This is a genomic window from Actinomadura sp. WMMA1423, from assembly GCF_006547145.1.
GTDB lineage: Bacteria > Actinomycetota > Actinomycetes > Streptosporangiales > Streptosporangiaceae > Spirillospora.
On the sequence record NZ_CP041244.1, the window covers coordinates 2,059,339 to 2,083,620 of the forward strand.

Consider the following 24,282-nt stretch of genomic DNA (forward strand, 5'->3'; position numbering starts at 1 on the left):
CGTCTCCCTCTCCTCGTCGCGTGCGCCGGGCGGGCCGGGCGCACGGCATCCGCCCGCCCGGCCCGCCCGGTCCTGTCAGCCGGGCGACACGGCGCCTTCACCGTCCGGGGGCACGACACCGCCCGGGGGCGCCGCGCCGTCCGGGCCCGGCGCGCCGGCGCGGCCGTGCGCGCCGCTGAGCCGCTCGGCGTGCTCCTGGAGGGAGCGGACCCCCACCTGGCCGCCCGCGACGGCCTCGATGCCCTGCACGGCCGCCGCGAGCCCCTGGACGGTCGTGACGCACGGTACGCCCCGCAGCACGGCCGCGGTACGGATCTCGTAGCCGTCGAGCCGCGGCCCGGACTGGCCCGGGCTGCCGAAGGGAGTGTTGACGATGAGGTCGACCTCGCCGTCCAGGACGCGCCGCACGATCGTGGGCTCGCCGGACGGGCCCGGACCCTCGCTGTGCTTGCGCACGATCTTGGCACGCACGCCGTTGCGGCGCAGGACCTCCGCGGTCCCTTCCGTGGCAAGAATCTCAAAGCCCAGGTCAGCCAGCCGCTTCACCGGGAACACCATGTGCCGTTTGTCGCGGTTCGCCACGGACACGAACGCGCGCCCCTTGGTCGGCAGCGACCCGTAGGCGGCCTGCTGCGACTTGGCGAACGCGGTGCCGAACACCTCGTCGATGCCCATGACCTCGCCGGTGGAGCGCATCTCGGGGCCGAGGACGATGTCGACGCCCTGCCCGTGCTCGTTGCGGAAGCGGTCGAACGGCAGGACGGCCTCCTTCACCGCGATCGGCGCGTCCAGCGGCAGGGTCCCGCCGTCGCCGGCCTCCGGCAGCATGCCCTCGGCGCGCAGCTCGGCGACGGTGGCGCCCATCATCACGCGGGCCGCCGCCTTGGCGAGCGGCACGGCGGTCGCCTTGGAGACGAACGGCACCGTGCGGGAGGCCCGCGGATTCGCCTCCAGCACGTACAGGACGCCCGCCGACAGCGCGTACTGGACGTTCATCAGCCCGCGCACGCCGACGCCGCGCGCGAGCGCCTCGGTCGACTCGCGGATGCGGCGGATGTCGTCGTGCCCCAGCGTGATGGGCGGCAGGGCGCACGCCGAGTCGCCGGAGTGGATGCCGGCCTCCTCGATGTGCTCCATCACGCCGCCGAGGTACAGCTCCTCGCCGTCGAACAGGGCGTCGACGTCGATCTCGATGGCCTCGTCGAGGAAGCGGTCGACCAGGACGGGGTGCTCGGGGCTCGCCTCGGTGGCGCGGGCCATGTACGACTCCAGCGTGGCGTCGTCGTACACGATCTCCATGCCGCGCCCGCCCAGCACGTAGGAGGGGCGGACGAGCACGGGGTAGCCGATCTCGGCGGCGATCTCCAGGGCCTCCTCGTAGGAGGTGGCCGTGCCGTGCTTGGGAGCGAGCAGGCCCGCCCTGTGCAGGACGTGCCCGAACGCGCCGCGCTCTTCGGCGAGGTGGATGCTCTCCGGCGAGGTGCCCACGATCGGCACGCCGGCGTCCTTCAGCTTCTGGGCCAGCCCCAGGGGGGTCTGCCCGCCGAGCTGGACGATGACGCCCGCGACCTCCCCGGACTGCTGCTCCGCGTAGACGACCTCAAGGACGTCCTCAAGCGTGAGGGGCTCGAAGTAGAGCCTGTCGGAGGTGTCGTAGTCGGTGGAGACCGTCTCGGGGTTGCAGTTGACCATCACGGTCTCGTAGCCCGCCTCGGCGAGCGTGAACGAAGCGTGGACGCAGGAGTAGTCGAACTCGACGCCCTGGCCGATGCGGTTGGGTCCGCTGCCCAGGATGATGACCTTCGGCTTCGCCCCCGGCGGGACCTCGGTCTCCTCGTCGTAGGCGGAGTAGAGGTAGGGCGTCTGCGCGGCGAACTCGGCGGCGCAGGTGTCGACGGTCAGGTAGACCGGGCGGATGCCGAGCGCGTGCCGCAGCTCGCGCACGACCTCCTCGGACAGGTTCCGCAGCTCGCCGATCTGCGCGTCGGAGAACCCGTGCCGCTTGGCGCGCAGGAGCTTGTCCCTGGTGAGCGCGTCGTCGGCGGTGCGGATCTCGTCCGCGACCTCGTTGATGGCGGCGATCTGGTCCAGGAACCAGGGGTCGATGCCGGTCGCCTCGTAGACCTCCTCGATGGCGGCTCCGGCCCAGAGCGCGCGCTGGACGTCCCGGAGCCGGCCGTCGTGGGGGCGCCTGGCCGACTCGACCAGCGCGGCGGCGTCGGCCTCCCCCGCCCAGCTGAACGAGGTGCCCTTCTGCTCCAGCGACCGCAGGGCCTTCTGCAGGGCCTCGGTGAAGCACCGCCCGATGGCCATGGCCTCGCCGACGGACTTCATGTGCGTGGTGAGCGTGCCGTCGGCGCCGGGGAACTTCTCGAACGCGAACCGGGGCACCTTCACCACGACGTAGTCGAGCGTCGGCTCGAACGAGGCGGGCGTCTCCCGGGTGATGTCGTTCGGGATCTCGTCCAGCGTGTACCCGATGGCCAGCTTCGCCGCGATCTTGGCGATGGGGAAGCCGGTGGCCTTGGAGGCCAGGGCCGAGGACCGCGACACCCGCGGGTTCATCTCGATGACGATCATCCGGCCGGTGCCGGGGTGGACGGCGAACTGGATGTTGCAGCCGCCGGTGTCGACGCCGACCTCGCGGATCACCGCGATCGCGACGTCGCGCATGTTCTGGTACTCGCGGTCGGTCAGCGTCAGCGCGGGCGCGACCGTGATCGAGTCGCCGGTGTGCACGCCCATCGGGTCGAGGTTCTCGATCGAGCACACGATCACCACGTTGTCGTGGCGGTCGCGCATGACCTCGAGCTCGTACTCCTTCCAGCCGAGGATCGACTCCTCCAGGAGCACCTCGCCGGTCGGGGACGCGTCGAGCCCGGCGCCCGCGATGCGGCGCAGGTCGTCCTCGTCGTGGGCGAAGCCGGAGCCCCGTCCGCCCATCGTGAAGGACGGCCGGACGACGAGGGGGTAGCCGAGCCCGCCCGCCGCCGCCAGGCAGTCGGCCATCGAGTGGCAGATGACCGACCGGGCCGACTCGGCGTTCAGGCCCTGCTCGCGGGCGACCTTGGCGACGACCTCCTTGAACCGCTCCCGGTTCTCGCCGGCCTGGATCGCGTCCACGTCGGCGCCGATCAGCTCGACCCCGTACTTGGCGAGGACGCCGCCCTCGTAGAGCGCGATGGCGGTGTTCAGGGCCGTCTGGCCGCCGAGGGTGGGCAGCAGGGCGTCCGGCCGCTCCTTGGCGATGATCTTCTCGACCACCTCGGGGGTGATCGGCTCGACGTAGGTCGCGTCGGCGAACTCGGGGTCGGTCATGATCGTGGCCGGGTTGCTGTTCACCAGCGTGACCCGCAGGCCCTCGGCCTTCAGCACCCGGCACGCCTGGGTGCCGGAGTAGTCGAACTCGCACGCCTGCCCGATGACGATCGGCCCTGAGCCGATGACCAGGACGGAGTGCAGGTCTTCGCGGCGCGGCATTACTTCGACGCCTCCATCAGGTCGCAGAAACGGTCGAAGAGCCCGGAGGCGTCGTGCGGGCCGGCCGCGGCCTCCGGGTGGTACTGGACGCTGAACGCCGGGCGCTCCAGGAGCCTGAGCCCCTCGACGCACCCGTCGTTCAGGTTCACGTGGCTGACCTCGCCGGGGCCGTAGGGCGTGCCGAACGGGCCGTCCGCGGGCGCGTCGACCGCGAACCCGTGGTTGTGGGCCGAGACGTCGACCTTGCCGGTCGCCCTGTCCTGGACGGGCTGGTTGATGCCCCGGTGGCCGAACCTCAGCTTGTAGGTGCCGAGGCCGAGCGCGCGGCCGAAGATCTGGTTTCCGAAGCAGATCCCGAAGAACGGGGTGCCGGTGTCGAGGACGCCCTTCAGCGCGTCCACCGCGTAGCCGGCGGCGGCCGGGTCGCCCGGGCCGTTGGAGAAGAACACGCCGTCGGGAGCGAGGGCGAGGATGTCCGCGGCGGTGCTGGCCGCGGGCAGGACGTGCACCTCGCAGCCCCGCTCGGACATCCGGTACGGCGTCATCGACTTGATGCCGAGGTCGACGGCCGCGACCGTGTAGCGCTTCTCCCCCCGCGCCGCGACGACGTACGGCTCCCGGGTGGAGACGTCGCGGGCCAGGTCGGCGCCCTCCATCGAGGGGCTCTGCCGGACGCGCTCGACGAGGGCGTCCTCGCCGGGCAGGGCGGCGTCCGCGCCGCTGAAGATGCCGGCGCGCATGGCGCCCCTGTCGCGCAGGTGCCGCGTCAGCGCCCGCGTGCCGGGGATGGCGATGCCCACCACCCCCTGCTCGCGCAGCGCGGAGCCGAGCGAGCCCGTGGCGCGCCAGTTGGACGCCACGCGGGCGGGCTCGCGCACCACGTAGCCCGCCACCTGGATGCGGCGCGACTCGGGGTCCTCGGCGTTGACGCCGGTGTTGCCGATGTGGGGGGACGTCATCGCCACGATCTGGCGCGCGTACGAGGGGTCGGTAAGGGTCTCCTGGTAGCCGGTCATGCCGGTGTTGAAGACCATCTCGCCGAAGGTCTCGCCCTCGGCCCCGTACGCGGCCCCGCGGAACACCCTGCCGTCTTCCAGAACGAGCAGAGCAGGGTTCATTGGAGCTTCCCTTCGAGGACGGTCGGCCTGCCGCGCAGGAACGTCGCGACGACCCGGCCGGGCAGCTCCAGCCCCGCGAACGGGGTGTTGCGGCTCTTGGAGGTCATGGCGGACGGGTCCACGGCGCGGCGGGGCGACGGGTCGTACAGCGTGATGTTGGCGGGCGAACCTGCCTCCAGCGGACGACCCTGTCCGGAAAGGCGGCCGATGCGGGCGGGGCGGACGGACATGCGGTCGGCGACCCCGGCCCAGTCGAGCAGGCCGGTCTCGACCATCGCCTCCTGGACGACCGGCAGCGCCGTCTCCAGGCCGATCATGCCCATGGCGGCCACGGCCCACTCGGTCTCCTTGGCCTCGACCGGGTGGGGGGCGTGGTCGGTGGCGACGCAGTCGATCGTCCCGTCGGCGAGGGCGTGCCGCAGCGCGGTGACGTCGCCCGCGGTGCGCAGCGGCGGGTTGACCTTGAAGATCGGGTCATAGGACCCGGCCCTCGCGTCGTTCAGCAGCAGGTGGTGGGGGGTGACCTCGGCGGTCACCGGGCAGCCCCGGCTCTTGGCCCACCGGATGATCTCGACGGAGCCGGCCGTGGAGACGTGGCACACGTGCAGCCGCGACCCGACGTGCTGGGCGAGCAGCACGTCCCGGGCGATGATCGCCTCCTCGGCGACCGCGGGCCAGCCGCGCAGGCCGAGCGCCGCGGACATCTCGCCCTCGTTCATCTGGGCGCCCTCGGTGAGGCGCGGCTCCTGGGCGTGCTGGGCGACGACGCCGTCGAACGCCTTCACGTACTCCAGGGCCCGGCGCATGATCACCGCGTCCGACACGCAGTGCCCGTCGTCGGAGAACACCCGCACCCCGGCGGCGGAGTCGGCCATCGCGCCGAGCTCGGCGAGCTGCTCGCCGGCGATGCCGCGCGTGACGGCCCCGACCGGCTGGACGTCGCAGTACCCGGCCTCGCGCCCGAGGCGCCACACCTGCTCCACCACGCCGGCGGTGTCGGCGACGGGGTCGGTGTTGGCCATCGCGTGGACGGCCGTGTACCCGCCCATCGCGGCGGCGCGCGTCCCGGACTCGACGGTCTCGGCGTCCTCCCGGCCCGGCTCGCGCAGGTGGGTGTGCAGGTCGACCAGACCGGGCAGGGCCACCAGCCCGGCGGCGTCGACGACCTCGGCGCCGGCCTCCTCCAGCCCGGTGCCGACAGCGGCGATCTCGCCGTCGCGGACGAGGATGTCGGCGGCCTTCCCGCCGAGGATCCGGGCGCCCTTGATGATGTGGGTGCTCACTGGGGGACCTCCTGGCCGATGGCGGGCTCGGAGCCTCCGAGCAGCAGGTAGAGGACGGCCATGCGCGCGCTGACGCCGTTGGCGACCTGCTCGACGATCGTGGACCGGACCGAGTCGGCGACCTCCGCGGCGATCTCGACGCCGCGGTTCATCGGCCCCGGGTGCATGACGATCGCGTGGTCGGGCAGCTCGCCCATGCGCTCGGCGTCGAGCCCGTAGCGGCGGCTGTACTCGCGCACGGTCGGGAAGTAGGCGGCGTTCATGCGCTCCTGCTGGACGCGCAGCATCATGATGACGTCGCTCTTGGGGATGACGGCGTCGAGGTCGTAGGAGACCGAGCACGGCCAGGTGTCGATCGCGACCGGCAGCAGCGTCGGCGGCGCGACCACGGTCACGTCGGCGCCGAGCGTGTCGAGCAGCAGGACGTTGGATCGTGCCACCCGGCTGTGCAGGACGTCGCCGACGATGGTGACCTTGCGGCCCTCCAGGTCGCCCAGGCGCTTGCGCATCGTGAACGCGTCCAGCAGCGCCTGCGTGGGGTGCTCGTGGGTGCCGTCGCCGGCGTTGACCACGCTGCCCTGCACCCAGCCGGCGAGCCGGTGCGGCGCGCCGGAGGCGTTGTGCCGGATGACGACGCCGTCGGCGCCCATCGCCTCCAGCGTGAGCGCGGTGTCCTTCAGGCTCTCGCCCTTGGACACGCTGGAGCCCTTGGCCGAGAAGTTGATCACATCGGCGGACAGCCGCTTGGCCGCGGCCTCGAACGAGATGCGGGTGCGGGTGGAGTCCTCGAAGAACAGGTTGACGACCGTCCGGCCGCGCAGCGTCGGCAGCTTCTTGATCGAGCGGTCCGCGATCCGCGCGAGCTCCTCGGCGGTGTCGAGGACGAGCAGCGCGTCGTCGCGGCTCAGGTCGGCGGCGGAGATCAGATGGCGGTTCATTCGGCACCCCCCGTCGGGCCGAGCAGCACCGCGTCGCGCCCGTCGTTCTCGTCCAGCAGGACCTTCACGGTCTCGCGCATCGAGGTGGGCAGGTTCTTGCCCACGTAGTCGGCGCGGATCGGCAGCTGCCGGTGCCCGCGGTCGACCAGCACCGCCAGCTGGACCGCGCGGGGCCGGCCGAGGTCGTTGAGCGAGTCCAGCGCGGCGCGCACCGTCCGCCCGGAGAACAGCACGTCGTCGACGAGCACGACGACCCTGTCGTCGATGCCCTCGGCGGGCAGCTCCGTGCGGCCGAGGGCGCGGGCGGGCCGCATCCGCAGGTCGTCGCGGTACATGGTCACGTCGAGCGAGCCCCAGGGCACCGGGCGGCCCTCGACCTCGCGCAGCGCCCCGGCGAGCCGCTCGGCCAGCGTGACGCCGCGGGTCTGGATGCCGAGCAGCAGGACGTCGTGGCCGCCCTTGGTCCGCTCGAGGATCTCGTGTGCGATGCGGGTCAGTGCGCGCCGGATGTCGGGACCCTCCAGAACGGCCTTGGGCCGGGGGTCACCGTCCGCCACGCGCTGCTCCTGCCTGGAGGCAGCATTCACCGCGGAACCTCCTTCCCCGCCTCACGGGACGGGCCTTAAAGGACGTTGTGTCCCCCACACGTTAGCAGCCGGTCACGCTTGCCCCGCACGCCGGCCCGGTGTGCGTCTTCGCAGGTGAGAGGGGTCACATTCGGGGCATTACCAGAGGAGGGCCCGGGCGCCCGGCAAGCCCGCCGCGACCCCGCGTGCACGGGGCGTGGGCGATCCGGACCGGCCGGATCGAGTCCTGCGGATTCGACCGCTTTTTTCCAATCAGCTTGACCTGGGGCCGTACCCGTTTTACCGTCACTGTCCGTAACCATCCCTGGAGACAGACTCTTGGGGCCCCCTGGCTTCGCGAATCTGTCTCCCCCCGGTGACGAGCCGGGGTCCGACGACGACGAGAGTGAGCCTGGGGGCCGCAGAATGCCGTCTGAATATGCAAAGGCTCTCGGCGCGCGCCTGCGCGCCATCCGCACCCAGCAGGGCCTGTCCCTGCACGGCGTGGAGGAGAAGTCACGCGGCCGCTGGAAGGCCGTCGTCGTGGGTTCGTACGAGCGGGGCGACCGCGCCGTCACCGTTCAGAAGCTGGCCGAGCTCGCCGATTTCTACGGCGTGCCGGTTTCCGAGTTGCTGCCCGGCGGAGCCGCGCCGAGCCCGCTCGGGCCTACACCCAAGCTCGTGATCGATCTAGAGCGGTTGCAGCAGCTTCCGAAAGACAAGGCCGGTCCTCTCGCCCGCTACGCCGCGACGATCCAGAGCCAGCGGGGCGACTACAACGGAAAGGTCCTGTCCATCCGTCAGGAGGACCTGCGTTCACTCGCGGTCATCTATGACAAGTCACCGACCGAGCTCACCGAGGAGCTGATCGGCTGGGGCGTCCTCGACCCGGAGGCGCGCCGCGCCGTCGAGTCGTTCTGATCCGACCCGCCTGCTCCACCGCTTGGAACCGCTCCACCCGCTTCACCGCACGACCGTGACGGGGTCCGGCACCGCGCCGGACCCCGTCCCGCGTCCGGGCCCCGCTCCGCCGCGGCGCCGTCCGGGGCGCGGGACGAGCAGGGCCAGCGGGAGGACGGCCGCCACGACGGCAGCGCTCACCGCGAACCCGGCGGAGAACCCGCCCTCGCCGGGGACCATCACGACGATGACCGCGCTGACCTGCGTCCCGAGGGACGCGCCGACCGTGCGGAGCAGCGTGTTGATGCCGGTGGCCACACCGGTCTCCCCCGCCGGCACGGCCGCGACCACCAGGGTCGCCACGGCGGCGTAGGCGAAGCCGAGGCCGATGCCCCGCGCCAGGCCCCCGACGTAGAGGTGCCACATGGCGCCGTGCTCGACCGCCACGAACGCGTAGCCGAGGCCGGTCAGCGACGCGCCGCCGAGCAGCACCGCGCGCGAGCCGACGCGCCGGTCGAGCAGGCCCGCCGTCATGCCCGCCACGGTCATGCCGACGCTGGCGGGGAGCTGGAGCAGCGCCGCCTGCGTGGCCGTCCCGCCGAACCCGTACCCGGTGTCCTCGGGGAGCTGGACGAGCAGCGGGAACAGCAGCCCGCCCGCCATCAGCGCGTAGCCGGACAGGAGCGAGGCGGCGTTCGCCGTCCACACGCCGCGCACCCGCATGAGGCGAAGGTCGATCAGGGGCTCGGGCACGCGGCCCTCGACCCGCACCCAGGCGGCGGCCGCGGCGAGCGCGAGCGCCAGCAGGCCGAGGACGCCGGGGGACGTCCAGCCCCACTCCATCCCCTCGGTGAGGGCGGTGAGCGCGGCCACCAGCCAGGCGGCGAACAGGGCGGCGCCCCACCAGTCCACGCGCGCGGCCGCCGCACGGGAGGCCGGGGCGCGGCCACTATGCGGCACGAACCGCCAGGCGAGGACGAGGCCGGGCGCCAGGCCGATGACCGGCACCCACAGCAGCCACCGCCAGCCGAGAAAGTCGATGACCGGCCCGGCCAGGCACCACGACACGGCGCCGCCGAGGCCCAGCATCGACGACATCAGGCCGACGGCCGGGGCCCGGCGCCCGGGCGGCAGGACGTCCCGGATGATCGTGTACGCGAGCGGGAAGACGCCGCCGCCGACGCCGCCGAGGACCCGTCCGGCCAGCATGACCGGCACCGTCGCGGCCAGGGCCGCGACGACCGTCCCGGCGGTCGCGACGGCGAGCACGGCGAGGAGCACGCGGCGCGGCCCGTAGAGGTCGCCGAGCCGCCCGACGACCGGGGTGGCGACGGCGGCGGACAGCGTCATCGCCGTGAGCGCCCACGCCGCGCCCGCCGGAGTCGTGTGCAGGCCCGCCTGGATCTGCGGCAGCGCGGGCGTCACCACGGCCATCGACAGCGAGTACGCCATCACGCCGAGATAGGCCAGCAGGGGGACCAGCCCGCGCCCGTCCCGCCCCGCCACCGTGCCCTCCCTTGGTTCGCCTCCCTAACAATCTCATACCGGGACGAACCATCCCCCGTCCGCCCTTGCCGGAGACCGGGTCCGGTCCCCGGCAGGCGGACGGGGCGCAGCGGCCGCCTCACCGCTCCGCAGCCGCTCTGTCAGCGCGCGGGGGCCTCGTCAGTCCGCGGGGGCGCTCCAGGCGACGGGGAGGGCGGAGGGGCCGTTGATGACGTGGCCCGGCTTGCGGGTGATCTCGTCCGAGGGCGCCGCCAGGCGCAGGGACGGCAGCTCGCGGGTCAGCAGTTCGACGGCCGTCACCACCTCCATGTGCCCGAGATGCCGCCCGATGCAGTGGTGCGGCCCGTAGCCGAAGGACAGATGCCGGTTCGGCGCGCGCCCGAAGTCCATGCGGTGCGGGTCGGTGAACACGCGCGGGTCGCAGTTGGCGGCGTCGTGGGAGGGGATGACGAGGTCCCCGGGCCGGAGCCGCTCTCCGCTCGGCAGCGTCACCTCGCGGGTGACCCTGCGCGGCAGGTCGTCCGCCGCGGTCGTGGAGAACAGGCGCTCCAGCTCGGTGACGGCGCCGGGGACCGCCTCGGGGTGGGCGGTGAGGTAGGCGTAGGCGGTCTCGTGGCCCTCGTAGGGGTGGGTGAGCAGGACGTGGATCTGCGTGCCGATGCTGCTCGCCACCGTCTCCCAGCCGCCGAGCACCAGCGTCAGCGGCAGCTTGACCTGCCGGTCGAACGGCAGGTGCGCGGCACCGGAGGCGACCTGGGAGAGCAGGTCCTCGGACGGGTCGCGCCGCCGCTCCTCCACCAGGCCGCTCAGGTAGCCGACCATCGCCATCTGCGCGTCGGCCGCGTCGACGCGGGTCTGCGCGCTGGTGCCGAGGAAGGCGTCGCCCCACGCGTGGAAGCGCAGCCGGTCCTCCCGCGGCAGCCCCATCATGTCGCAGATCAGGTCGAGCGAGAACGGCAGCGCGAAGGCGGTGACGAGGTCGGCGGGCTCCTCGCCGGCGAGCATCTCCGCCAGCTGCGCGGCGGCCCGCTCCCGCGCCTTGTGCCGCAGCCTCTCGGTGGCCTGCGGCGAGAACCAGTCCCTGACGGCGCCGCGGACGGCCGCGTGCCCGTCCAGGTCCAGGCCGAGCATCGTCCCCTCGAGGTCGACGGCGTCGGCGTCGAGGGCGGCCTCCCGCGAGAACGCCTCCTGGTTGCGCAGCACCTGCTCGACGTCGTGGTAGCGCGTGACGAGCTTGGCGGTGGTCCCATCGTGGCGCCGCACCTCGGCGACGCCGGTGCCGGTCTCGCGGATCTCGTGGTAACGCGCGTTCTTGTGCAGCCCCGGCCGGTTGACGCCGTCGGCGTCGCTGTCCAGCGGGTGCGGGATGTGGTCGGGCGCGGACTGCTCCGGGGCGGCGTCGAGGGCCATCCGGCGGATCCCTTCGTCGTACGGACGCGGCGGGGCACGCTGGCCGGACCTTCACCTGCAGGCCAGACGAAACCCACATTTCGGAATGCCTGCCAGAAGGATTTCCACGGCCGCGCCGATCACAAACCCATGATCGTCCCGCTGGCGCGCAGGGCCTCGACGCGCTCGGGGGGCAGGGCCAGGACGTCCCGGAGCACCTCGCCGGTGTGCTCGCCGAGGGCCGGGGCGGGGACCGGGGGCGGGGAGGCGTCGCCGAGCCGCACCGGTGAGCCCGGGGCCAGGTGCGGGCCGACGCCCGGCTGGTCGAGCGGCGCCATGAGCGGCTCGTCGCGCAGCCCGGCGGCCACCTCGGCGAAGTCGCGGTAGCGGGACCACAGGACGGACGTCCCCTTCAGCCCGGACGCGACCTGCTCGCAGGTGCGGGACGCGAACCACGACGCGAGCACGCCCCCGAGCGCCTCGCGGTGGCCGTAGCGGTCGGCGGCGCGGCTGAAGTCGGCGCCGAGGGCGCGTTCGAGGGCCGCGACCACCTCGCCGAGGCCGGTCGCGTCCACGAGGTCGCGCCAGTGCCTGGCGGTGAGGATCGCGACCATGACCCGTCCGTCCGCCGAGGCGAAGTCGCGTCCGAAGTCGCCGAAGAGGTGGTTCCCCAGGCGTGCCCTGGAATCGCCGAGCTGGGCCTCGGCGAGGTACCCGAGGTTCCCCGCGGTGGCCAGGGCGACGTCCTGCAGCGCGACCTGGATCCGGGTGCCCTCGCCGGTGCGCAGCCGGTGCCGCTCCGCCGCGAGCAGCCCCACGGCCATGTAGAGGCCGCACGCGACGTCCCAGGCGGGCAGCACGTGGTTGACGGGAGCCTCCAGGCCCGCCGGCCCCGTGATCGACGGGAACCCCATGGCGGCGTTCACCGTGTAGTCGACGGCGTTGCCGCCGTCCCGCGTCCCCTGGAGCCGGACGTGGATCAGGTCGGGGCGCGCGGCCTTCAGCTCCTCGTAGCCCAGCCCCGGCCGCGGCGGCGCGTTGGTGAGGACGACGCCCGCGCCCGCGACGAGCCCGGCGACGAGATCGCGCCCCTCGGGCGAGCGCAGGTCGACGGCGACCGAGCGCTTGCCCTTGTTCAGCCCGGCCCAGTAGAGGCTCCGCCCGGACGGCGCGAGCGGCCACCGGTCGATGTCGGGCCCGCCGCCGATCTGGTCGACGCGGATGACGTCCGCGCCGAGCTGCGCCAGGGTCATCCCGCCGAGGGGGGTCGCGACGAAGCTGGACAGCTCGATGACGCGCATGCCGTCCAGGGGCGGCGGGGCGGTCGGCCGCGGGCCGGTGGGCGCCGGTAGGTCTGCCATCCGGCATGTCTACCAACCGCCCTCCCCCGCGCCGGGAGCCAGGGTGGGATCGCGCCGGCGGGGCCGGCTCGGGGGGTGCGGCCCCGCCGGCGCGATCGGTCCAGGGAGACGCCGCCGGAGGACGGACGCCGCCGCCCGTGGCGGGGCGGCGTCCCGTCCTCCGGCGGGAGGCCGGCCCGGGGAGGGAATGGGACGGCCTCGGTGATGGCTCAGCCGGCCTCGGGCACGGGCAGCGTGGGCTGCCCGTCGATGCCGAGGGTGTCCTCGACGAGGGTGACGAAGACCTCGGCGTCGTGGAGGAGCTCCTCCGCCTCGCGCGGGGTCACGGCGCGCGGGAGGCCCGCCTCGGCGGCGGCGCGCTTGTCGGCGCCGGCGGCGAAGAAGGCGGCCCATTCGCGCAGGGCGGGCTCGGCCTCGGGCAGCAGCACCCAGACGCTGCGCGGGCGGCCCCGGCGGTGGGTCTCCAGGGGCTCCCGGGACGCCAGGACGGCGGCGGCGGCGCGCAGCGCCGCCAGGTGGGCGCACACGTAGCGGACGGCGGGCGAGGTGGCCTCGGCCGCCTCGGCGAGGCCCATGCGGGCGGCGTGCAGCTGCCCGACGGCCGTGTGCGCCGGGCGCGGCGCGGGCATCGGGCGGTGGCGTGGGCGAGGACTCGGGGACGGGACGGACTGGGCTGCGGAGTGGATCCCGCGTGCGGTCATCGTTCCGGACATGACTGCCTCCTTCCGGGGCTCGGGCCGGCCGGGCGGAGAGCTTCCCCTCACTCCGCCCGGCCGTCCGTCCCGCCGAAACACCGCGATCGGCGGGGACGTCGCCCTGGCGCGGGCCGCGAGTCCCGCACCACATCGAACATAAGTTCGACGCGCTTCACAGTAAACCGCCCTGACGGCGATTCGTCAACGTGTTCGAACACGTGGCGTATCCCCCAGGTCAGAGGGGTTGACGGCGGCACGGCGGCGAGCCCGGCCGGCGGCTAGCGAGGCCGCCTGACGTGCACGGGGACGCCCGTCCCGACCAGGCCCGGGAAGTACTCGGCGATGTGCATCGGCATGCGGACGCAGCCGTGCGACGCCGGATACCTCGGCACGTCCAGAGCGCCGTGGAAGGCGATGCCGCCGTTGAAGTAGATGGGGTTGTAGAGCTGCCCCAGCGGCGAGGTCTCCCAGCCGGAGGCGCGGCGCCCCGTCCGGAAGTCGCCCGTGCCGGTGGTGGCGTAGCGGCAGCGCGCGACGGTGGCGCCCCGGTCCTTGGCGCAGTAGTACTCCCCCGACCCCGACGAGACGTGCGTGATGAGCCGCGGGCCGCCGTTCTTGTAGAGGACGAGGTACTGCCGCTTCAGGTCCACGTCGACGCGGTTCTTCTCGCGCTTCTTGGCCACCGGGACGGGCTCCTTGGGAGCGTCCAGGGCCTTCCAGAACGACGTTGTCAGGGTGCTCTTCTGCTTGAGCCGGTTCACCGCCTGGAAGGCCCACACCGCCGTCTCCGTGGACGGCCCGTACTTCCCGTCCGCCTTGCCCGGGTCGTAGTGCAGTTCCTTGAGGCGGCGCTGGAGCGCCTCGACGTCGGGCCCCTTGGCGCCCGGTTTCAGCTTGCGGTGCGCCGGGCTGGGCTTGGGTGTCGCCGGCGCCTTGGACGGCGACGCCTCCGGCGCCACCTTCGACGGGGCGGGGGCCGCCGCGTCGGTGTCGTTGCAGCCCGTCAGGGCGACGGCCGCGATGAGTAGAACCGCGCTCTTCCGCACGTCGATCGGTCTCCCTCGCATGCACTGACCTTAAAGTTCTACCCATGCATCCGAACGCCGAAATCGTCGCGAAGGCTCTGCTCGATCTGGGCGCGGCGGGGGCCGTCGTCGAGCTTCCCGACTCCGCGCGGACGGCGCAGGCCGCCGCGGAGCAGCTGGGCTGCGAGGTCGGCGCGATCGCCAACAGCCTGGTGTTCGACGCCGACGGGTCGCCGCTGCTGGTGCTGACCAGCGGCGCGCACCGCGTCGACACGGTGAAGGTCGCGGCGCTCGTGGGCGCGGCGAAGGTGCGGCGGGCGACGCCGGAGTTCGTCCGGGAGGCGACCGGCCAGCCGATCGGGGGCGTCGCGCCGATCGGCCATCCGTCGCCGGTCCGCACGCTGGTGGACGTCTGGCTCGACAGGTACGACGAGGTGTGGGCGGCGGGCGGGCACCCGCACACCGTCTTCCCCACGTCGTACGGCGAACTGCTGAGGATCACCGGGGGCACCCCCGCGGAGGTCGAGTGAACCAGTGGCCCAGTGGCCCAGAGGGTGGAGATGGGGAGAGGCGGAGTGATGGAACTGTGGCACAACCCGCGCTGCTCGAAGAGCCGCGCCGCCAAGGCCGCGCTGGACGAGGCCGGTGTGGAGTACACCGAGCGCCGGTACCTGGACCGCCCGCCCACGGCACGGGAGCTGGACGAGGTCCTCGCCCGGATCGGCGCCGAGCCGTGGGACGTGGCCAGGCTGAACGAGCCGGTCGCCAAGGAGCTCGGGCTCAAGGACCTCGAGCACGACCGGGCCCGCTGGATCGAGGTCATGGTGGCGAACCCGGTGCTGATCCAGCGTCCGATCGTCGTGGCGGGCGAGACCGCCGTCGTGGCGCGCGATGCCGAATCGGTGCGCAGGGCACTCGACAGCCAGTGACACGGGTGTGATTCTGGGGAGTCGGGAAGCGGCGAAGGGCGGCCTCCGGAGGGGTGATGGCGGCGCAGATGCGGACGGGTCCGGCGGCGCGCGACCCTGAGTTCCGGGGGATCGACCCGCCCGCGCTCAACCAGGTGATCAGGCAGCTCCAGGACGCGCAGAACGCGATCCAGGGCTGGTTGAACGGCCATCGCCCGCCGCCCGGCGTCTCCGCGGCCGGGTACCGGCAGGCCGACGAGGTGGCGCGGTGGGCCGCCGAGCAGCTCGGGATGCTGACACGCCGGTACAACTTCGCGGTGACCCATCCCTCCCCCGGCGGCGGCGTCGACGTGCCGCCGGCGCCCGCCCCGGCTCCGTCGCCGCGCGGGACCGGCGGCGGCCCGGTGGGGACGCCGCGCCCGGTGAAGGCGCCGCCGCACCGGACCGCGCCCGCGAAGGCGGTGCCCGAGCCGACCCCGCACGGCGCCGGCGGTCTCGGCGACTTTCCCGATCGGCCCGCCGCGGCCCGCGCCGCGAGGACCGACGCACTTGCCGTGAAGGCGTCGCTCCAGGACGGCCGCCCCGTCCCGGACTCGGTGTGGAGGCATCTGATCGCCAACGCGGGCGACCCCGACTACACCGAGAAGCTGTACGAGCGGCTCGGCCCGGCGTCCGCCGCCGAACTGCTGAAGGCCGCTCAGGGGGACAGGGCGAGGCTGATGGCCGTGCAGCAGTCCATCGGCACGTCCAGCCACCACCTGCCGATGGACGTGAGGTGGCTGCGCGCCTTCCTGGCCGAGGCCGACGGCGCCGGGGTCCGCCCCGTCGCCGTCCAGGTGCTCCTCGGCGCGGACATGAGCGCCCGCACCCGCGAGGCGATCGCCAAGCTCGACCTGCACCCGTCCACCGCCACCGCCTGAAAAGCCGACACCGCCTGAAAAGCCGACACCGCCTGAGAGGTCGCCATGGCCGCTCCACCGCCTCCCGGCAGCCTGCCCCCGCCGATCAGCGGCGCCGCGGCGGCCCGGCTCTCCCCGGCCGAGCAGCCGAATCCGGAGTACCAGCAGCTCTACCAGGCGTACGCGGACGCCTACGGCAGCATCGACCGGCTCCGGCGGGCTCTGGACGCGCCCGTGCGGACGCTCGGCGGGACGGACGCGTGGCTCGGCCCGGAGGCGCGGGAATGGGGCGGGCAGCTCGACGCCAACCGCGGGACGCTGCGGAAGGCCGCCGACCGGATCCTCTGGGACCTCTACGATCGGCTCTCCGCCACCCAGCGGACGGTCACGCGGGTCTAGTCTCTGTCGGGTGAGGGACCCGAAGCTGCGCGAGATCGACGAACGCGCCTTCCTACGCAGGCTGAGCCCCATGCTGGACGTGTACGCGGCAGCGATGGAGCCGCCGAACGAGCAGCTCCCGGGCCGGCACACCATCATGGAGCGGCACGCCTCGTATCCGGGGTTCCGGGCGTTCGTGGCCGAGCGGCGGGGCGCGCTGCCCGTCATGCCGGCGCCCGTCCAGGGCTTCGCCTACGGGTTCCACGGAGCACGCGGCCAGTGGTGGCACGACGTCGTCCACCAGGCGCTCTCCGACCGGGAGGGGCCCGAGCACGCCGAGTCGTGGCTGGAGGACGCCTTCGAGGTCGCCGAGCTGCACGTCCACCCGCAGGCGCAGGGCAGGGGCCTCGGCCGCGCGCTCCTCAACGCCCTGTGCGGGGGGCGGCCGGAGCGCACGGTCGTGCTGTCGACGCTCGACAGGCGGCCCGACACCCCGGCGCGCAACCTCTACCGCTCGGTCGGCATGGTCGACCTGCTGACCGACTTCGAGTTCCCGGGCGGCGGGCCCCGCTACGCGGTGATGGGCGGGACGCTGCCCCTCGCGCCGTACCCGGCGCCGTCCAGCAGCGAGTAGACCTCGCGCGTCGCCGTCGACTTGTTGAACGTGATGAAGTGGATCCCCGGCGCGCCCTGGTCGAGCAGCTCGCCGCACAGCTCGGCGGCGTGCTCGATGCCGAGCCGGCGGACGGCCTCCGGGTCGCCCGCGACGGCCTCGAACCGGGCCCGCACCTCGGGCGGGAACGGCGCGCCCGACAGCTGCTCGGACCGCTCGATCGTGCTGAGCTGGGTGACCGGCATGATGCCCGGCAGGATCGGCACGTCGCCGCCGGCGGCGTCGACGCGGTCGCGCAGCCGGAAGTAGTCCTCGGCGCGGAAGAACATCTGGGTGATCGCGTAGTCGGCGCCGGCCCGGCACTTGTCCACGAAGTGGCGGGTGTCGCTCTCGATGTCGGGCGAGCGCGGGTGCTTGTAGGGGAACGCGGCGACGCCGACGCTGAAGTCGCCGTAGGAGCGGATCATCCGGACGAGGTCGGCGGCGTACTCGACGCCTTCCGGGTGCTTGACCCAGTCCCCCATCGGGTCGCCGGGCGGGTCGCCGCGCAGCGCGAGGACGTTGCGGACGCCGGCGGCGGCGAACCGGCCGACCAGGTTGCGCAGCTCCGCCTGCGAGTGGTTCACGGCGGTGAAGTGCGCGACCGGGGTGAGGGTGGTGTCGGTGGCGATGCGCTCGACGATGTCGACGGTGGTGTCGCGGGTGCCGCCGCCCGCGCCGTAGGTCACCGACACGAACGTCGGGTGCAGCGACTCCAGCTCGCGGATCGCGCGCCACAGGTTCCGCGCGCCCTTGTCGGTCTTGGGCGGGAAGAACTCGAACGAGAACGAGCGCTCGCCGGAGGCGAGCAGTTCTCGGACGGTGGGGGGCCGGTCGGGGCGTACGCGTCGCATTTCTCAAGCCTACAGAAGCGCCCTCCGGCGGGACGGGTCCAGGCGGCGGCGCCCCGGCCCGCCGATCCGCGTGATGCTCGCCACACCGGACGGGCCTTATGTCTACATTTCTTGAGATGCAGTGACATGTCACGTTCTCGCCTGAGGGTGTAAAAGCGCCCAGCTGGATACGATCACGGCATGTCGACCGCCCAGATCCGCAAGGAGGTCGACGAGGCGCTGCTGGCCTTCGTCGACCGCCGGCGCCCCGCCCTGCACGCCATCAGCGACGACCTCGAGCCGCTGCTGTCGGCCCTGGACGCCCTTCTCGGCGGCGGGAAGCGGCTCCGTCCCGCCTTCTGCTACTGGGGGTGGCGCGCGGCGGGCGGCGAGGACGGCCCCGGCATCGTGGCCGCCGCCGCGTCCCTGGAGCTGCTCCAGGCGAGCGCCCTGGTCCACGACGACGTGATGGACTCCAGCGACACCCGGCGCGGCCAGCCGTCCGCGCACCGGCGGTTCGAGGCCCTGCACCGCGCGCACGGGTGGCCCGGCGACGCCGAGTCCTTCGGCGGCGGCGCCGCGATCCTGCTCGGCGACCTGTGCCTGGCCTGGTCGAGCGAGATGTTCGAGACCTCGGGGCTGGACGGCGCGAGCAGGCTGCGCGGCCGGGCGGTCTACGACCTGATGCGCACCGAGGTCATGTGCGGCCAGTACCTCGACATGCTGGAGGGGACGCGCCGCCAGGCGAACGTCGAGACGGCACTGCGCGTGGTGGAGTACAAGAGCGCCAAGTACACGATCGAGCGCCCGCTGCACCTCGGCGCGGCGCTGGCCGGCGCCCGGCCGGACGTGGCGGCCGCGCTCACCGGCTACGGCCTGCCGCTCGGCATCGCCTTCCAGCTCCGCGACGACGTGCTCGGCGTGTTCGGCGACCCGGCCCAGACCGGCAAGCCCGCCGGGGACGACCTGCGCGAGGGCAAGCGGACCGTCCTGGTCGCGCTCACCCTGGAGCGCGCGTCCGCCGCCCAGTCCGCGGCGCTCGAGCGGCGCCTCGGCGACCCGGCGCTGGACCGCCCCGGCGTCGACGAGCTGCGCGCGATCATCGAGGAGACCGGCGGCCTCGCCGCGTGCGAGGACATGATCAAGCGCTACCTGGGCGAGGCGGAGCGGGCCCTGGCGGCGGCCCCGATCACCGAGGGGGCCCGGGAGGCGCTGGCGGAGCTCGCGGTGGCGGCCACCGCGCGCAGCACCTGAACCGCCCCGTCACCTGGGCGCCCTCCGCCACCGGCGGTCCCGATGACACGATCCGGCCAAGTTTCCCCGGCGCACTAGAACTTTCCCACTGATTGGTGGCAGAAATGTCGCCATGTGCGCCGACACCCCAGGAGACCGCGTCCCGCGCGTCGACCCGCTCCCCGAGGAGGAGTGGGACGACACGGTCAGGGCCGTGACCGAGACGATCGGTCCGCTGAACGTCATCACCACGCTCGCCCGGCACCCGGAGCTGTTCCGGTCGTGGATCGGGTTCGGCTCGATGCTGCTGATGAACGGGACGCTGGGCGCCCGCGACCGCGAGCTGGCGATCCTGCGGACGGCGCACCTGCGGTCCTGCGCCTACGAGTGGGACCACCACCGGCGGGTCGCGCTGGACGCGGGGCTCACCGAGGACGAGATCGCCGCGCTCCGGCGGGATCCGGGCGGGCACGGCTGGAGCCGCGAGGACCGCATGGTGCTCGCCGCGGCGGACGAGCTGCACGGGCGCGGCACGATCAGCGACGCGACGTGGACGGAGCTGTCCACGCGCTTCGGGGAGCGCGAGCTGATCGAGCTGGTGATGCTGATCGGCCATTACCACATGGTTGCCTTCGCGCTGAACTCCCTGCGGGTCCAGAACGAGGACCACGCCCGCGACGAGGGGCCGGGCCGGGACGAGGGGCAGGGCCGGGACGGGGCGGGCGGATGAGGCCGGGACGCGGGCTGCCCGCGGCGCTCGCGGTCGCCTCCGCGCTGGCGCTCACGGCGGTCCTCGCCGGATCCCCGGCGACCGGGGAGGCGCGGGCGGCGGCGGGGCGCTGCGGCGATCCCGCCCGGCGGCCGTGGTGCGACGCCGCGCTGGCGCCCGACCGGCGCGCGGCGCTGCTGCTGCCGGAGATGACCGCCGACGAGAAGATCGCGATGCTGGCGGCGGACGACCCGTTCGGCGGGCCGCTCGGCGGGTTCTCCGAGGACGCGCACGCCGACACCGGCGGCGGGATCGACCGGCTCGGCGTCCCGCCGCTGCTCATGGCCGACGGCCCGGCCGGCGTACGGCAGGGCAGGGCGACCGCGCTGCCCGCGCCGATCGCGCTCGCTGCGGCCTTCGACCCGGGGGCGGCCCGGCTGTACGGCGGGACGGTCGCGTGGGAGGCGAGGCACCGGGGCAACGACCTGGTCTTCGGCCCGACGGTGGACGTCCTGCGCACCCCCCGCAACGGCCGCACGTTCGAGGGCTTCGGCGAGGACCCCTACCTGTCGGCGACCCTCGCCGTGCCGTGGATCGAGGGCGCGCAGGCGCGGGGCGTGATGACCTCGGTCAAGCACATGGCCGTCTACACGCAGGAGACCGACCGGCTGTCGCTGACCATGAACGTCGACCCGCGCACGCTCCGCGAGATCTACCTGCCGCCGTTCGAGGCCGCGGTGAAGGACGCGGGCGCCGCGACGGTGATGTGCGGGTTCGGCAGGCTGAACGGCCGGTGGGCGTGCCAGGACGGCGCCGTGCTCAACGGGATCCTGCGGTCGGAGTGGGGGTTCACGGGGTTCGTCCCGTCCGACCACACCGCCGCGCAGGACACCGCCGGCGCCGCCAACGGCGGCCTCGACATGGAACTGCCGGTGGGCAGGAGGTACAACGCGTTCCTGCTGAAGACGGCCGTCGCGCAGAAGAAGGTCGCGCAGGCGACGATCGACGCGCACGTGCGCAACATCCTGCGGACGATGTTCAGGTTCGGGCTGTTCGACCGCCAGGCGTACCCCAACGACCTCACCCGGATCGACCGGACGGCGAGCCGGAACGCGGCCCGGACCATCGAGGAGGGCGGGATCACGCTGCTGAAGAACGACGGCGTCCTGCCGCTCACGGCCCCGAGGTCGATCGCGCTGATCGGGCGGGCCGCCCGGGAGAGCCCGAGCGGCTTCGGCTCGGCGAAGGTCGTCCCCTTCGCGACCGTGAGCGCGCAGGAGGGCATCGCCCGCCGCGCCGGGTCCGGCGCCAGGGTCGCCTACCACGACGGCGACGACCACAGGGGCGCCGCCGAGACGGCCCGCGGCGCGGACCTCGCCATCGTGTTCGCGACCGACAGCCAGGGCGAGTTCTTCGACAAGTCGTGCCTGACGCTGCGGTGCGGCGAGCCGCTCAGGGGCGACCAGGACGGGCTGATCTCGGAGGTCGCCAAGGCCAACCCCAACACGATCGTCGTACTGAACACCGGCGGACCTGTCCTCACGCCCTGGGCCGGGCAGGTGAGGGGCATCGTCGAGGCCTGGTATCCGGGCCAGGAGGCGGGAGACGCCCTGGCGCGCGTCCTGTACGGTGACGTGGACCCCGGTGGACGCCTTCCCGTGACGTTCCCCGTCGGCGAGAACGACGCGCCCGCGTCCGGGAACCCGGCGCAGTATCCCGGCCTCGGCAAGAGCACCACGTTCTCCGAGGGCGTCATGGTCGGCTACCGGCACTACGACGCGAAGGGGATCGCGCCCCGGTTCCCGTTCGGGCACGGCTTGTCCTACACCACGTTCGGCTACAGCGGGCTCGTCGTGACCTCCAAGGCCGTGCAGGTGACCGTCACCAACACCGGGCGGCGCCCGGGTGTGGCCGTGCCGCAGCTCTACATCGGCATGCCGTCCCCGGGGGTGGAGGTCCCGCAGCCGCCCAAGCAGCTCAAGGGGTACGCCAAGGTCGCCCTCGCGCCCGGGAAGAGCGCGAAGGTGACGTTCCCCCTGTCGCCGCGCTCGCTCGCCTACTGGAACGTGGAGGCGGAGGCGTGGCGGGTCGCCGCCGGCTGCTACAAGATCATGGTGGGCGACTCGTCCCGGCGGATCGCGCGGAGCGGGACCCTCGGAACGTGCCGCTGACGGCGAAGATCGCCGTTCCCCTGCCCCGCTCCGCCGTTACGCGGTACAAATGGGGAGATCTTCGTCCGCCCCCGCCGAGTCGGAGTCCCCAGTGCCGCACGACACCTCCCGCGGGAGGACGGACCCCCATCCCCCGCGTTCCTCTTCCAGCCGCCCCGGCCGCACCGCGCGCGCCGGGCAGGCCCACGCCGGGCACGCCGGCCGCCCCGCCAAGGGGCGCCCCGGTCCCGGACGCGGCGCCGCGCGCGCCGCGCACGGCTGCGACCACCGGCCCGACGCCCCGCTCGGGCCCGACGACCCGCGCGGCCTCGGCGACTACACGCTGCTCGGACGGCTCGGCGAGGGCGGCCAGGGCGTCGTCTACCTCGGCCGGGACGGCGACGGCGAGCTGGTCACCGTCAAGCTGCTGCGCGGCGGCGTGGCGGCCGGGCAGCGGGCGCGCAGCCGCTTCGTCAAGGAGGCGGACGCGGCCCTGCGGGTGTCCGGGCGCCACACCGCCCGCGTCCTGGACGCCGACATGACCGGCGACCGCCCCTACATCGTCAGCGAGTTCGTCGAGGGGCCCTCGCTCCAGGACGTCGTCGCCGACCGCGGCCCGCTCAGCCCGCCGCGGCTCCGCAAGCTCGCGCTGCGGACCGCCGCCGCGCTGGCCGCGATCCACCGCGCCGGGATCGTGCACCGCGACTTCAAGCCCGGGAACGTGCTGCTCGGCCCGGACGGCGCCAAGGTCATCGACTTCGGCATCGCCCGCACCGCCGACGCGACCCCGCTGACCACCGGCCCGGTGGGGACGCCCGCCTACATGGCGCCCGAGCAGATCGAGGACGAGCCGGTCGGGCCGCCCGCCGACGTGTTCGCGTGGGGCGCCGCGATGGTGTTCGCCGCCACGGGGCGCCCGCCGTTCGGAACCGGGCCGAGCGCGGCCGTCATGCGGCGCGTGACCTCGCGCAGGCCCGACCTCGGCGACATGGAGGAGGGCCCCCTGCGCGAGCTCGCGGCCCGCTGCCTGGACAAAAACCCGGCCGCGCGCCCGACCGCGTCGCAGATCGTCCGGGCGCTGCGCGAGGGGCAGGCCCCGGCGCCGAAGCCGCGCCCGACGCGGATCCCGCACTACCGGTGGCGGATGATGGTCGCGCTCGGCGCGGTCGTGGCCGCCGGGTTCCTCCTCGGCGTCCTGGTCTGACCGGCCCGGCCGGGCCGGCCCGCCGTCACCAGTGCGGCGGGCGGTCCTCCAGGAGGCGGGAGTCGTCGTCGCCGGAGCGCCACTCGCCCCACCCGGTGTCGGTGTCGTCGGACGTCTGGTCCGGGAGGATCTCCAGGTCGTCGTCCAGGTCCACCGGGCGGTCGTCGTCGGGTCCCACGCTCATGATCCCCATTGTCGGTGATCGGACCGGGGCCCCGCACCGTGATCCGCGTCAAATCGCGCGGATCGCTCATCTGTCCGGTTCAGGCCGTGCCGAGGGGGCGGGCGGCCAGCCGGCGCGCGAACTCCGCCGCGGCGGCGCCCGGGTCGCCTGCCTCGGTGAGCGCCCGGACCACCACGACGCGCTCCGCGCCCGCGGCGAGGACCTCGTCGAGGTTGCCGAGGTCGATGCCGCCGATCGCGAACCACGGCCGCGCGACGCGGTGCGCCGCGACGTACTCCAGCAGCTTGGGCCCCGGCGCGGGCCGGCCGGGCTTGGTCGGCGTCGGCCACACCGGCCCCGCGCAGAAGTAGTCGGCGCCGGGCTCGGCGGCCGCCGCCGACGCCTGCTCCCCGGAGTGCGTGGAGCGGCCGATCAGCATGTCGCCGCCGACGATCTCGCGCGCGGCGGGCACGGGCAGGTCGTCCTGGCCGAGGTGCAGCACGTCCGCCCCGACGGCGCGGGCGATGTCGGCGCGGTCGTTGACGGCCAGCAGCGCCCCGTGCCGCTCGCACGCCGCGCGGAACACCTCCAGGTGGGCCGTCTCCTGCCGGGCCTCCAGGCCCTTCTGGCGGAGCTGGACGATGTCGACGCCGTTCGCGAGCACGGCGTCGAGGAAGTCGGGCAGGTCCCCTTGGCGCTCCCGCGCGTCCGTGCACAGGTAGAGGCGGGAGCGGCTGAGACGGGCGCGCAGCGCGACGGCGCGCTCGGTGGGGAGGTGCCTGGACACGGCCGGGGAACGTCCTTTCCACAGATGATCATGGGATCGCGCGCGTGTCGTCCACCGCGCGCGACCCCGCGATCGTGTCACGTGCGTCGTCCGGCGCCGGAGGCG

23 protein-coding genes are annotated in these 24,282 nt (G+C 73.9%); 10 read left to right on the plus strand and 13 right to left on the minus strand.

Annotated elements, in window-relative coordinates; translation table 11 throughout:
- Positions 1-75 precede the first annotated feature (75 nt).
- The 5 genes from carB to pyrR are packed head-to-tail and all read right to left on the minus strand — an operon-like array spanning position 76 to position 7,376.
- Complete coding sequence (carB, locus tag FKD65_RS09535) at positions 76-3,480, minus strand: carbamoyl-phosphate synthase large subunit (RefSeq protein ID WP_240810054.1); 3,405 nt, start codon at positions 3,478-3,480, stop codon at positions 76-78.
- Positions 3,480-4,598 (minus strand): glutamine-hydrolyzing carbamoyl-phosphate synthase small subunit, encoded by a 1,119-nt coding sequence (gene carA, locus FKD65_RS09540; protein ID WP_141577107.1) that lies wholly within the window; start codon positions 4,596-4,598, stop codon positions 3,480-3,482. The genes carB and carA overlap by 1 nt, the downstream gene beginning before the upstream one ends.
- Entirely contained in the window at positions 4,595-5,881 is a 1,287-nt protein-coding gene (locus tag FKD65_RS09545; RefSeq protein WP_141577108.1) for a dihydroorotase, read from the minus strand. Before FKD65_RS09545 ends, carA begins: the two co-directional genes overlap by 4 nt.
- A complete protein-coding gene (locus tag FKD65_RS09550) occupies positions 5,878-6,819 on the minus strand; it encodes an aspartate carbamoyltransferase catalytic subunit (RefSeq protein ID WP_141577109.1) in 942 nt (313 codons plus the stop codon). Before FKD65_RS09550 ends, FKD65_RS09545 begins: the two co-directional genes overlap by 4 nt.
- On the minus strand, positions 6,816-7,376 hold the full coding sequence (pyrR, locus tag FKD65_RS09555; RefSeq protein ID WP_141577110.1) for a bifunctional pyr operon transcriptional regulator/uracil phosphoribosyltransferase PyrR: 561 nt from the start codon (positions 7,374-7,376) through the stop codon (positions 6,816-6,818). Before pyrR ends, FKD65_RS09550 begins: the two co-directional genes overlap by 4 nt.
- Positions 7,377-7,811: 435 nt before the next feature.
- On the opposite strand from pyrR, the gene FKD65_RS09560 reads away from it, so the two are divergent.
- On the plus strand, positions 7,812-8,306 hold the full coding sequence (locus tag FKD65_RS09560) for a transcriptional regulator (RefSeq protein WP_021597992.1): 495 nt from the start codon (positions 7,812-7,814) through the stop codon (positions 8,304-8,306).
- Positions 8,307-8,348: 42 nt separating this feature from the next.
- Here the strand turns inward: FKD65_RS09560 and FKD65_RS09565 are convergent, their stop codons facing one another.
- The 5 genes from FKD65_RS09565 to FKD65_RS09585 form a co-directional block, all read right to left on the minus strand.
- The gene (locus FKD65_RS09565; protein ID WP_240810055.1) at positions 8,349-9,791 is read right to left on the minus strand and encodes an MFS transporter; all 1,443 of its coding nucleotides are present in this window, start codon (positions 9,789-9,791) and stop codon (positions 8,349-8,351) included.
- A 159-nt stretch (positions 9,792-9,950) separates the two neighbouring features.
- Positions 9,951-11,201 carry a cytochrome P450 gene (locus FKD65_RS09570; RefSeq protein WP_141577111.1) on the minus strand — a complete coding sequence of 417 codons (1,251 nt, stop codon included), beginning with the start codon at positions 11,199-11,201 and terminating at the stop codon, positions 9,951-9,953.
- Positions 11,202-11,320: 119 nt separating this feature from the next.
- Positions 11,321-12,541, minus strand: coding sequence for a CoA transferase (locus FKD65_RS09575; RefSeq protein ID WP_141577112.1), 1,221 nt, complete (start codon positions 12,539-12,541; stop codon positions 11,321-11,323).
- A 209-nt stretch (positions 12,542-12,750) separates the two neighbouring features.
- Positions 12,751-13,254, minus strand: a complete 504-nt coding sequence (locus tag FKD65_RS09580; protein ID WP_141577113.1) for an SAV_6107 family HEPN domain-containing protein — start codon at positions 13,252-13,254, stop codon at positions 12,751-12,753.
- A 260-nt stretch (positions 13,255-13,514) separates the two neighbouring features.
- Complete coding sequence (locus FKD65_RS09585) at positions 13,515-14,303, minus strand: L,D-transpeptidase family protein (protein WP_141577114.1); 789 nt, start codon at positions 14,301-14,303, stop codon at positions 13,515-13,517.
- 23 nt (positions 14,304-14,326) lie between these two features.
- Here FKD65_RS09585 and FKD65_RS09590 point away from each other — a divergent pair, with 23 nt between their 5' ends.
- The 5 genes from FKD65_RS09590 to FKD65_RS09610 are packed head-to-tail and all read left to right on the plus strand — an operon-like array spanning position 14,327 to position 17,080.
- On the plus strand, positions 14,327-14,791 hold the full coding sequence (locus FKD65_RS09590; protein WP_141577115.1) for a YbaK/EbsC family protein: 465 nt from the start codon (positions 14,327-14,329) through the stop codon (positions 14,789-14,791).
- A gap of 48 nt (positions 14,792-14,839) precedes the next feature.
- Positions 14,840-15,190 carry an arsenate reductase family protein gene (locus tag FKD65_RS09595; protein WP_141577116.1) on the plus strand — a complete coding sequence of 117 codons (351 nt, stop codon included), beginning with the start codon at positions 14,840-14,842 and terminating at the stop codon, positions 15,188-15,190.
- Positions 15,191-15,246: 56 nt separating this feature from the next.
- Positions 15,247-16,089, plus strand: a complete 843-nt coding sequence (locus tag FKD65_RS09600; RefSeq protein WP_141577117.1) for a hypothetical protein — start codon at positions 15,247-15,249, stop codon at positions 16,087-16,089.
- 45 nt (positions 16,090-16,134) lie between these two features.
- Positions 16,135-16,467, plus strand: a complete 333-nt coding sequence (locus tag FKD65_RS09605) for a hypothetical protein (protein WP_141577118.1) — start codon at positions 16,135-16,137, stop codon at positions 16,465-16,467.
- A 10-nt stretch (positions 16,468-16,477) separates the two neighbouring features.
- A complete protein-coding gene (locus tag FKD65_RS09610) occupies positions 16,478-17,080 on the plus strand; it encodes a GNAT family N-acetyltransferase (protein WP_141577119.1) in 603 nt (200 codons plus the stop codon).
- Here the strand turns inward: FKD65_RS09610 and metF are convergent.
- A complete protein-coding gene (gene metF, locus FKD65_RS09615) occupies positions 17,017-17,952 on the minus strand; it encodes a methylenetetrahydrofolate reductase [NAD(P)H] (RefSeq protein ID WP_141577120.1) in 936 nt (311 codons plus the stop codon). The genes FKD65_RS09610 and metF overlap by 64 nt on opposite strands.
- Before the next feature lie 180 nt (positions 17,953-18,132).
- Here metF and FKD65_RS09620 point away from each other — a divergent pair, with 180 nt between their 5' ends.
- From FKD65_RS09620 to FKD65_RS09635, 4 genes are all read left to right on the plus strand, one after another.
- Positions 18,133-19,185, plus strand: a complete 1,053-nt coding sequence (locus FKD65_RS09620) for a polyprenyl synthetase family protein (RefSeq protein WP_141577121.1) — start codon at positions 18,133-18,135, stop codon at positions 19,183-19,185.
- A 112-nt stretch (positions 19,186-19,297) separates the two neighbouring features.
- Positions 19,298-19,894, plus strand: coding sequence for a carboxymuconolactone decarboxylase family protein (locus FKD65_RS09625; protein WP_141577122.1), 597 nt, complete (start codon positions 19,298-19,300; stop codon positions 19,892-19,894).
- Complete coding sequence (locus FKD65_RS09630; protein WP_141577123.1) at positions 19,891-22,044, plus strand: beta-glucosidase; 2,154 nt, start codon at positions 19,891-19,893, stop codon at positions 22,042-22,044. The genes FKD65_RS09625 and FKD65_RS09630 overlap by 4 nt, the downstream gene beginning before the upstream one ends.
- A 91-nt stretch (positions 22,045-22,135) precedes the next feature.
- Positions 22,136-23,227: a serine/threonine-protein kinase gene (locus tag FKD65_RS09635; RefSeq protein ID WP_240810056.1), complete on the plus strand. Its 1,092-nt coding sequence runs from the start codon at positions 22,136-22,138 to the stop codon at positions 23,225-23,227.
- Between the two features lie 25 nt (positions 23,228-23,252).
- Here FKD65_RS09635 and FKD65_RS44105 read toward each other — a convergent pair whose 3' ends face one another.
- Together FKD65_RS44105 and thiE are read right to left on the minus strand one after the other, a co-directional pair.
- Positions 23,253-23,411 (minus strand): hypothetical protein, encoded by a 159-nt coding sequence (locus tag FKD65_RS44105; RefSeq protein WP_168220996.1) that lies wholly within the window; start codon positions 23,409-23,411, stop codon positions 23,253-23,255.
- Positions 23,412-23,490: 79 nt separating this feature from the next.
- Positions 23,491-24,177 (minus strand): thiamine phosphate synthase, encoded by a 687-nt coding sequence (gene thiE, locus FKD65_RS09640; protein WP_141577125.1) that lies wholly within the window; start codon positions 24,175-24,177, stop codon positions 23,491-23,493.
- Positions 24,178-24,282 lie beyond the last annotated feature (105 nt).

What these genes read in the sequence shown, in the direction of transcription:
- FKD65_RS09620 (WP_141577121.1), top strand. Translation starts at nt 18,133, where the DNA reads ATGTCGACCGCCCAGATCCGCAAGGAGGTCGACGAGGCGCTGCTGGCC.
- FKD65_RS09625 (WP_141577122.1), top strand. Translation starts at nt 19,298, where the DNA reads ATGTGCGCCGACACCCCAGGAGACCGCGTCCCGCGCGTCGACCCGCTC.
- FKD65_RS09630 (WP_141577123.1), top strand. Translation starts at nt 19,891, where the DNA reads ATGAGGCCGGGACGCGGGCTGCCCGCGGCGCTCGCGGTCGCCTCCGCG.
- FKD65_RS09570 (WP_141577111.1), bottom strand. Translation starts at nt 11,201, where the DNA reads ATGGCCCTCGACGCCGCCCCGGAGCAGTCCGCGCCCGACCACATCCCG.
- FKD65_RS09575 (WP_141577112.1), bottom strand. Translation starts at nt 12,541, where the DNA reads ATGGCAGACCTACCGGCGCCCACCGGCCCGCGGCCGACCGCCCCGCCG.
- carA (WP_141577107.1), bottom strand. Translation starts at nt 4,598, where the DNA reads ATGAACCCTGCTCTGCTCGTTCTGGAAGACGGCAGGGTGTTCCGCGGG.
- FKD65_RS09600 (WP_141577117.1), top strand. Translation starts at nt 15,247, where the DNA reads ATGGCGGCGCAGATGCGGACGGGTCCGGCGGCGCGCGACCCTGAGTTC.
- FKD65_RS09550 (WP_141577109.1), bottom strand. Translation starts at nt 6,819, where the DNA reads ATGAACCGCCATCTGATCTCCGCCGCCGACCTGAGCCGCGACGACGCG.
- carB (WP_240810054.1), bottom strand. Translation starts at nt 3,480, where the DNA reads ATGCCGCGCCGCGAAGACCTGCACTCCGTCCTGGTCATCGGCTCAGGG.
- FKD65_RS09590 (WP_141577115.1), top strand. Translation starts at nt 14,327, where the DNA reads ATGCATCCGAACGCCGAAATCGTCGCGAAGGCTCTGCTCGATCTGGGC.
- FKD65_RS09580 (WP_141577113.1), bottom strand. Translation starts at nt 13,254, where the DNA reads ATGTCCGGAACGATGACCGCACGCGGGATCCACTCCGCAGCCCAGTCC.
- FKD65_RS09595 (WP_141577116.1), top strand. Translation starts at nt 14,840, where the DNA reads ATGGAACTGTGGCACAACCCGCGCTGCTCGAAGAGCCGCGCCGCCAAG.
- metF (WP_141577120.1), bottom strand. Translation starts at nt 17,952, where the DNA reads ATGCGACGCGTACGCCCCGACCGGCCCCCCACCGTCCGAGAACTGCTC.
- FKD65_RS09605 (WP_141577118.1), top strand. Translation starts at nt 16,135, where the DNA reads ATGGCCGCTCCACCGCCTCCCGGCAGCCTGCCCCCGCCGATCAGCGGC.
- FKD65_RS09585 (WP_141577114.1), bottom strand. Translation starts at nt 14,303, where the DNA reads ATGCGAGGGAGACCGATCGACGTGCGGAAGAGCGCGGTTCTACTCATC.
- FKD65_RS09560 (WP_021597992.1), top strand. Translation starts at nt 7,812, where the DNA reads ATGCCGTCTGAATATGCAAAGGCTCTCGGCGCGCGCCTGCGCGCCATC.
- FKD65_RS44105 (WP_168220996.1), bottom strand. Translation starts at nt 23,411, where the DNA reads ATGAGCGTGGGACCCGACGACGACCGCCCGGTGGACCTGGACGACGAC.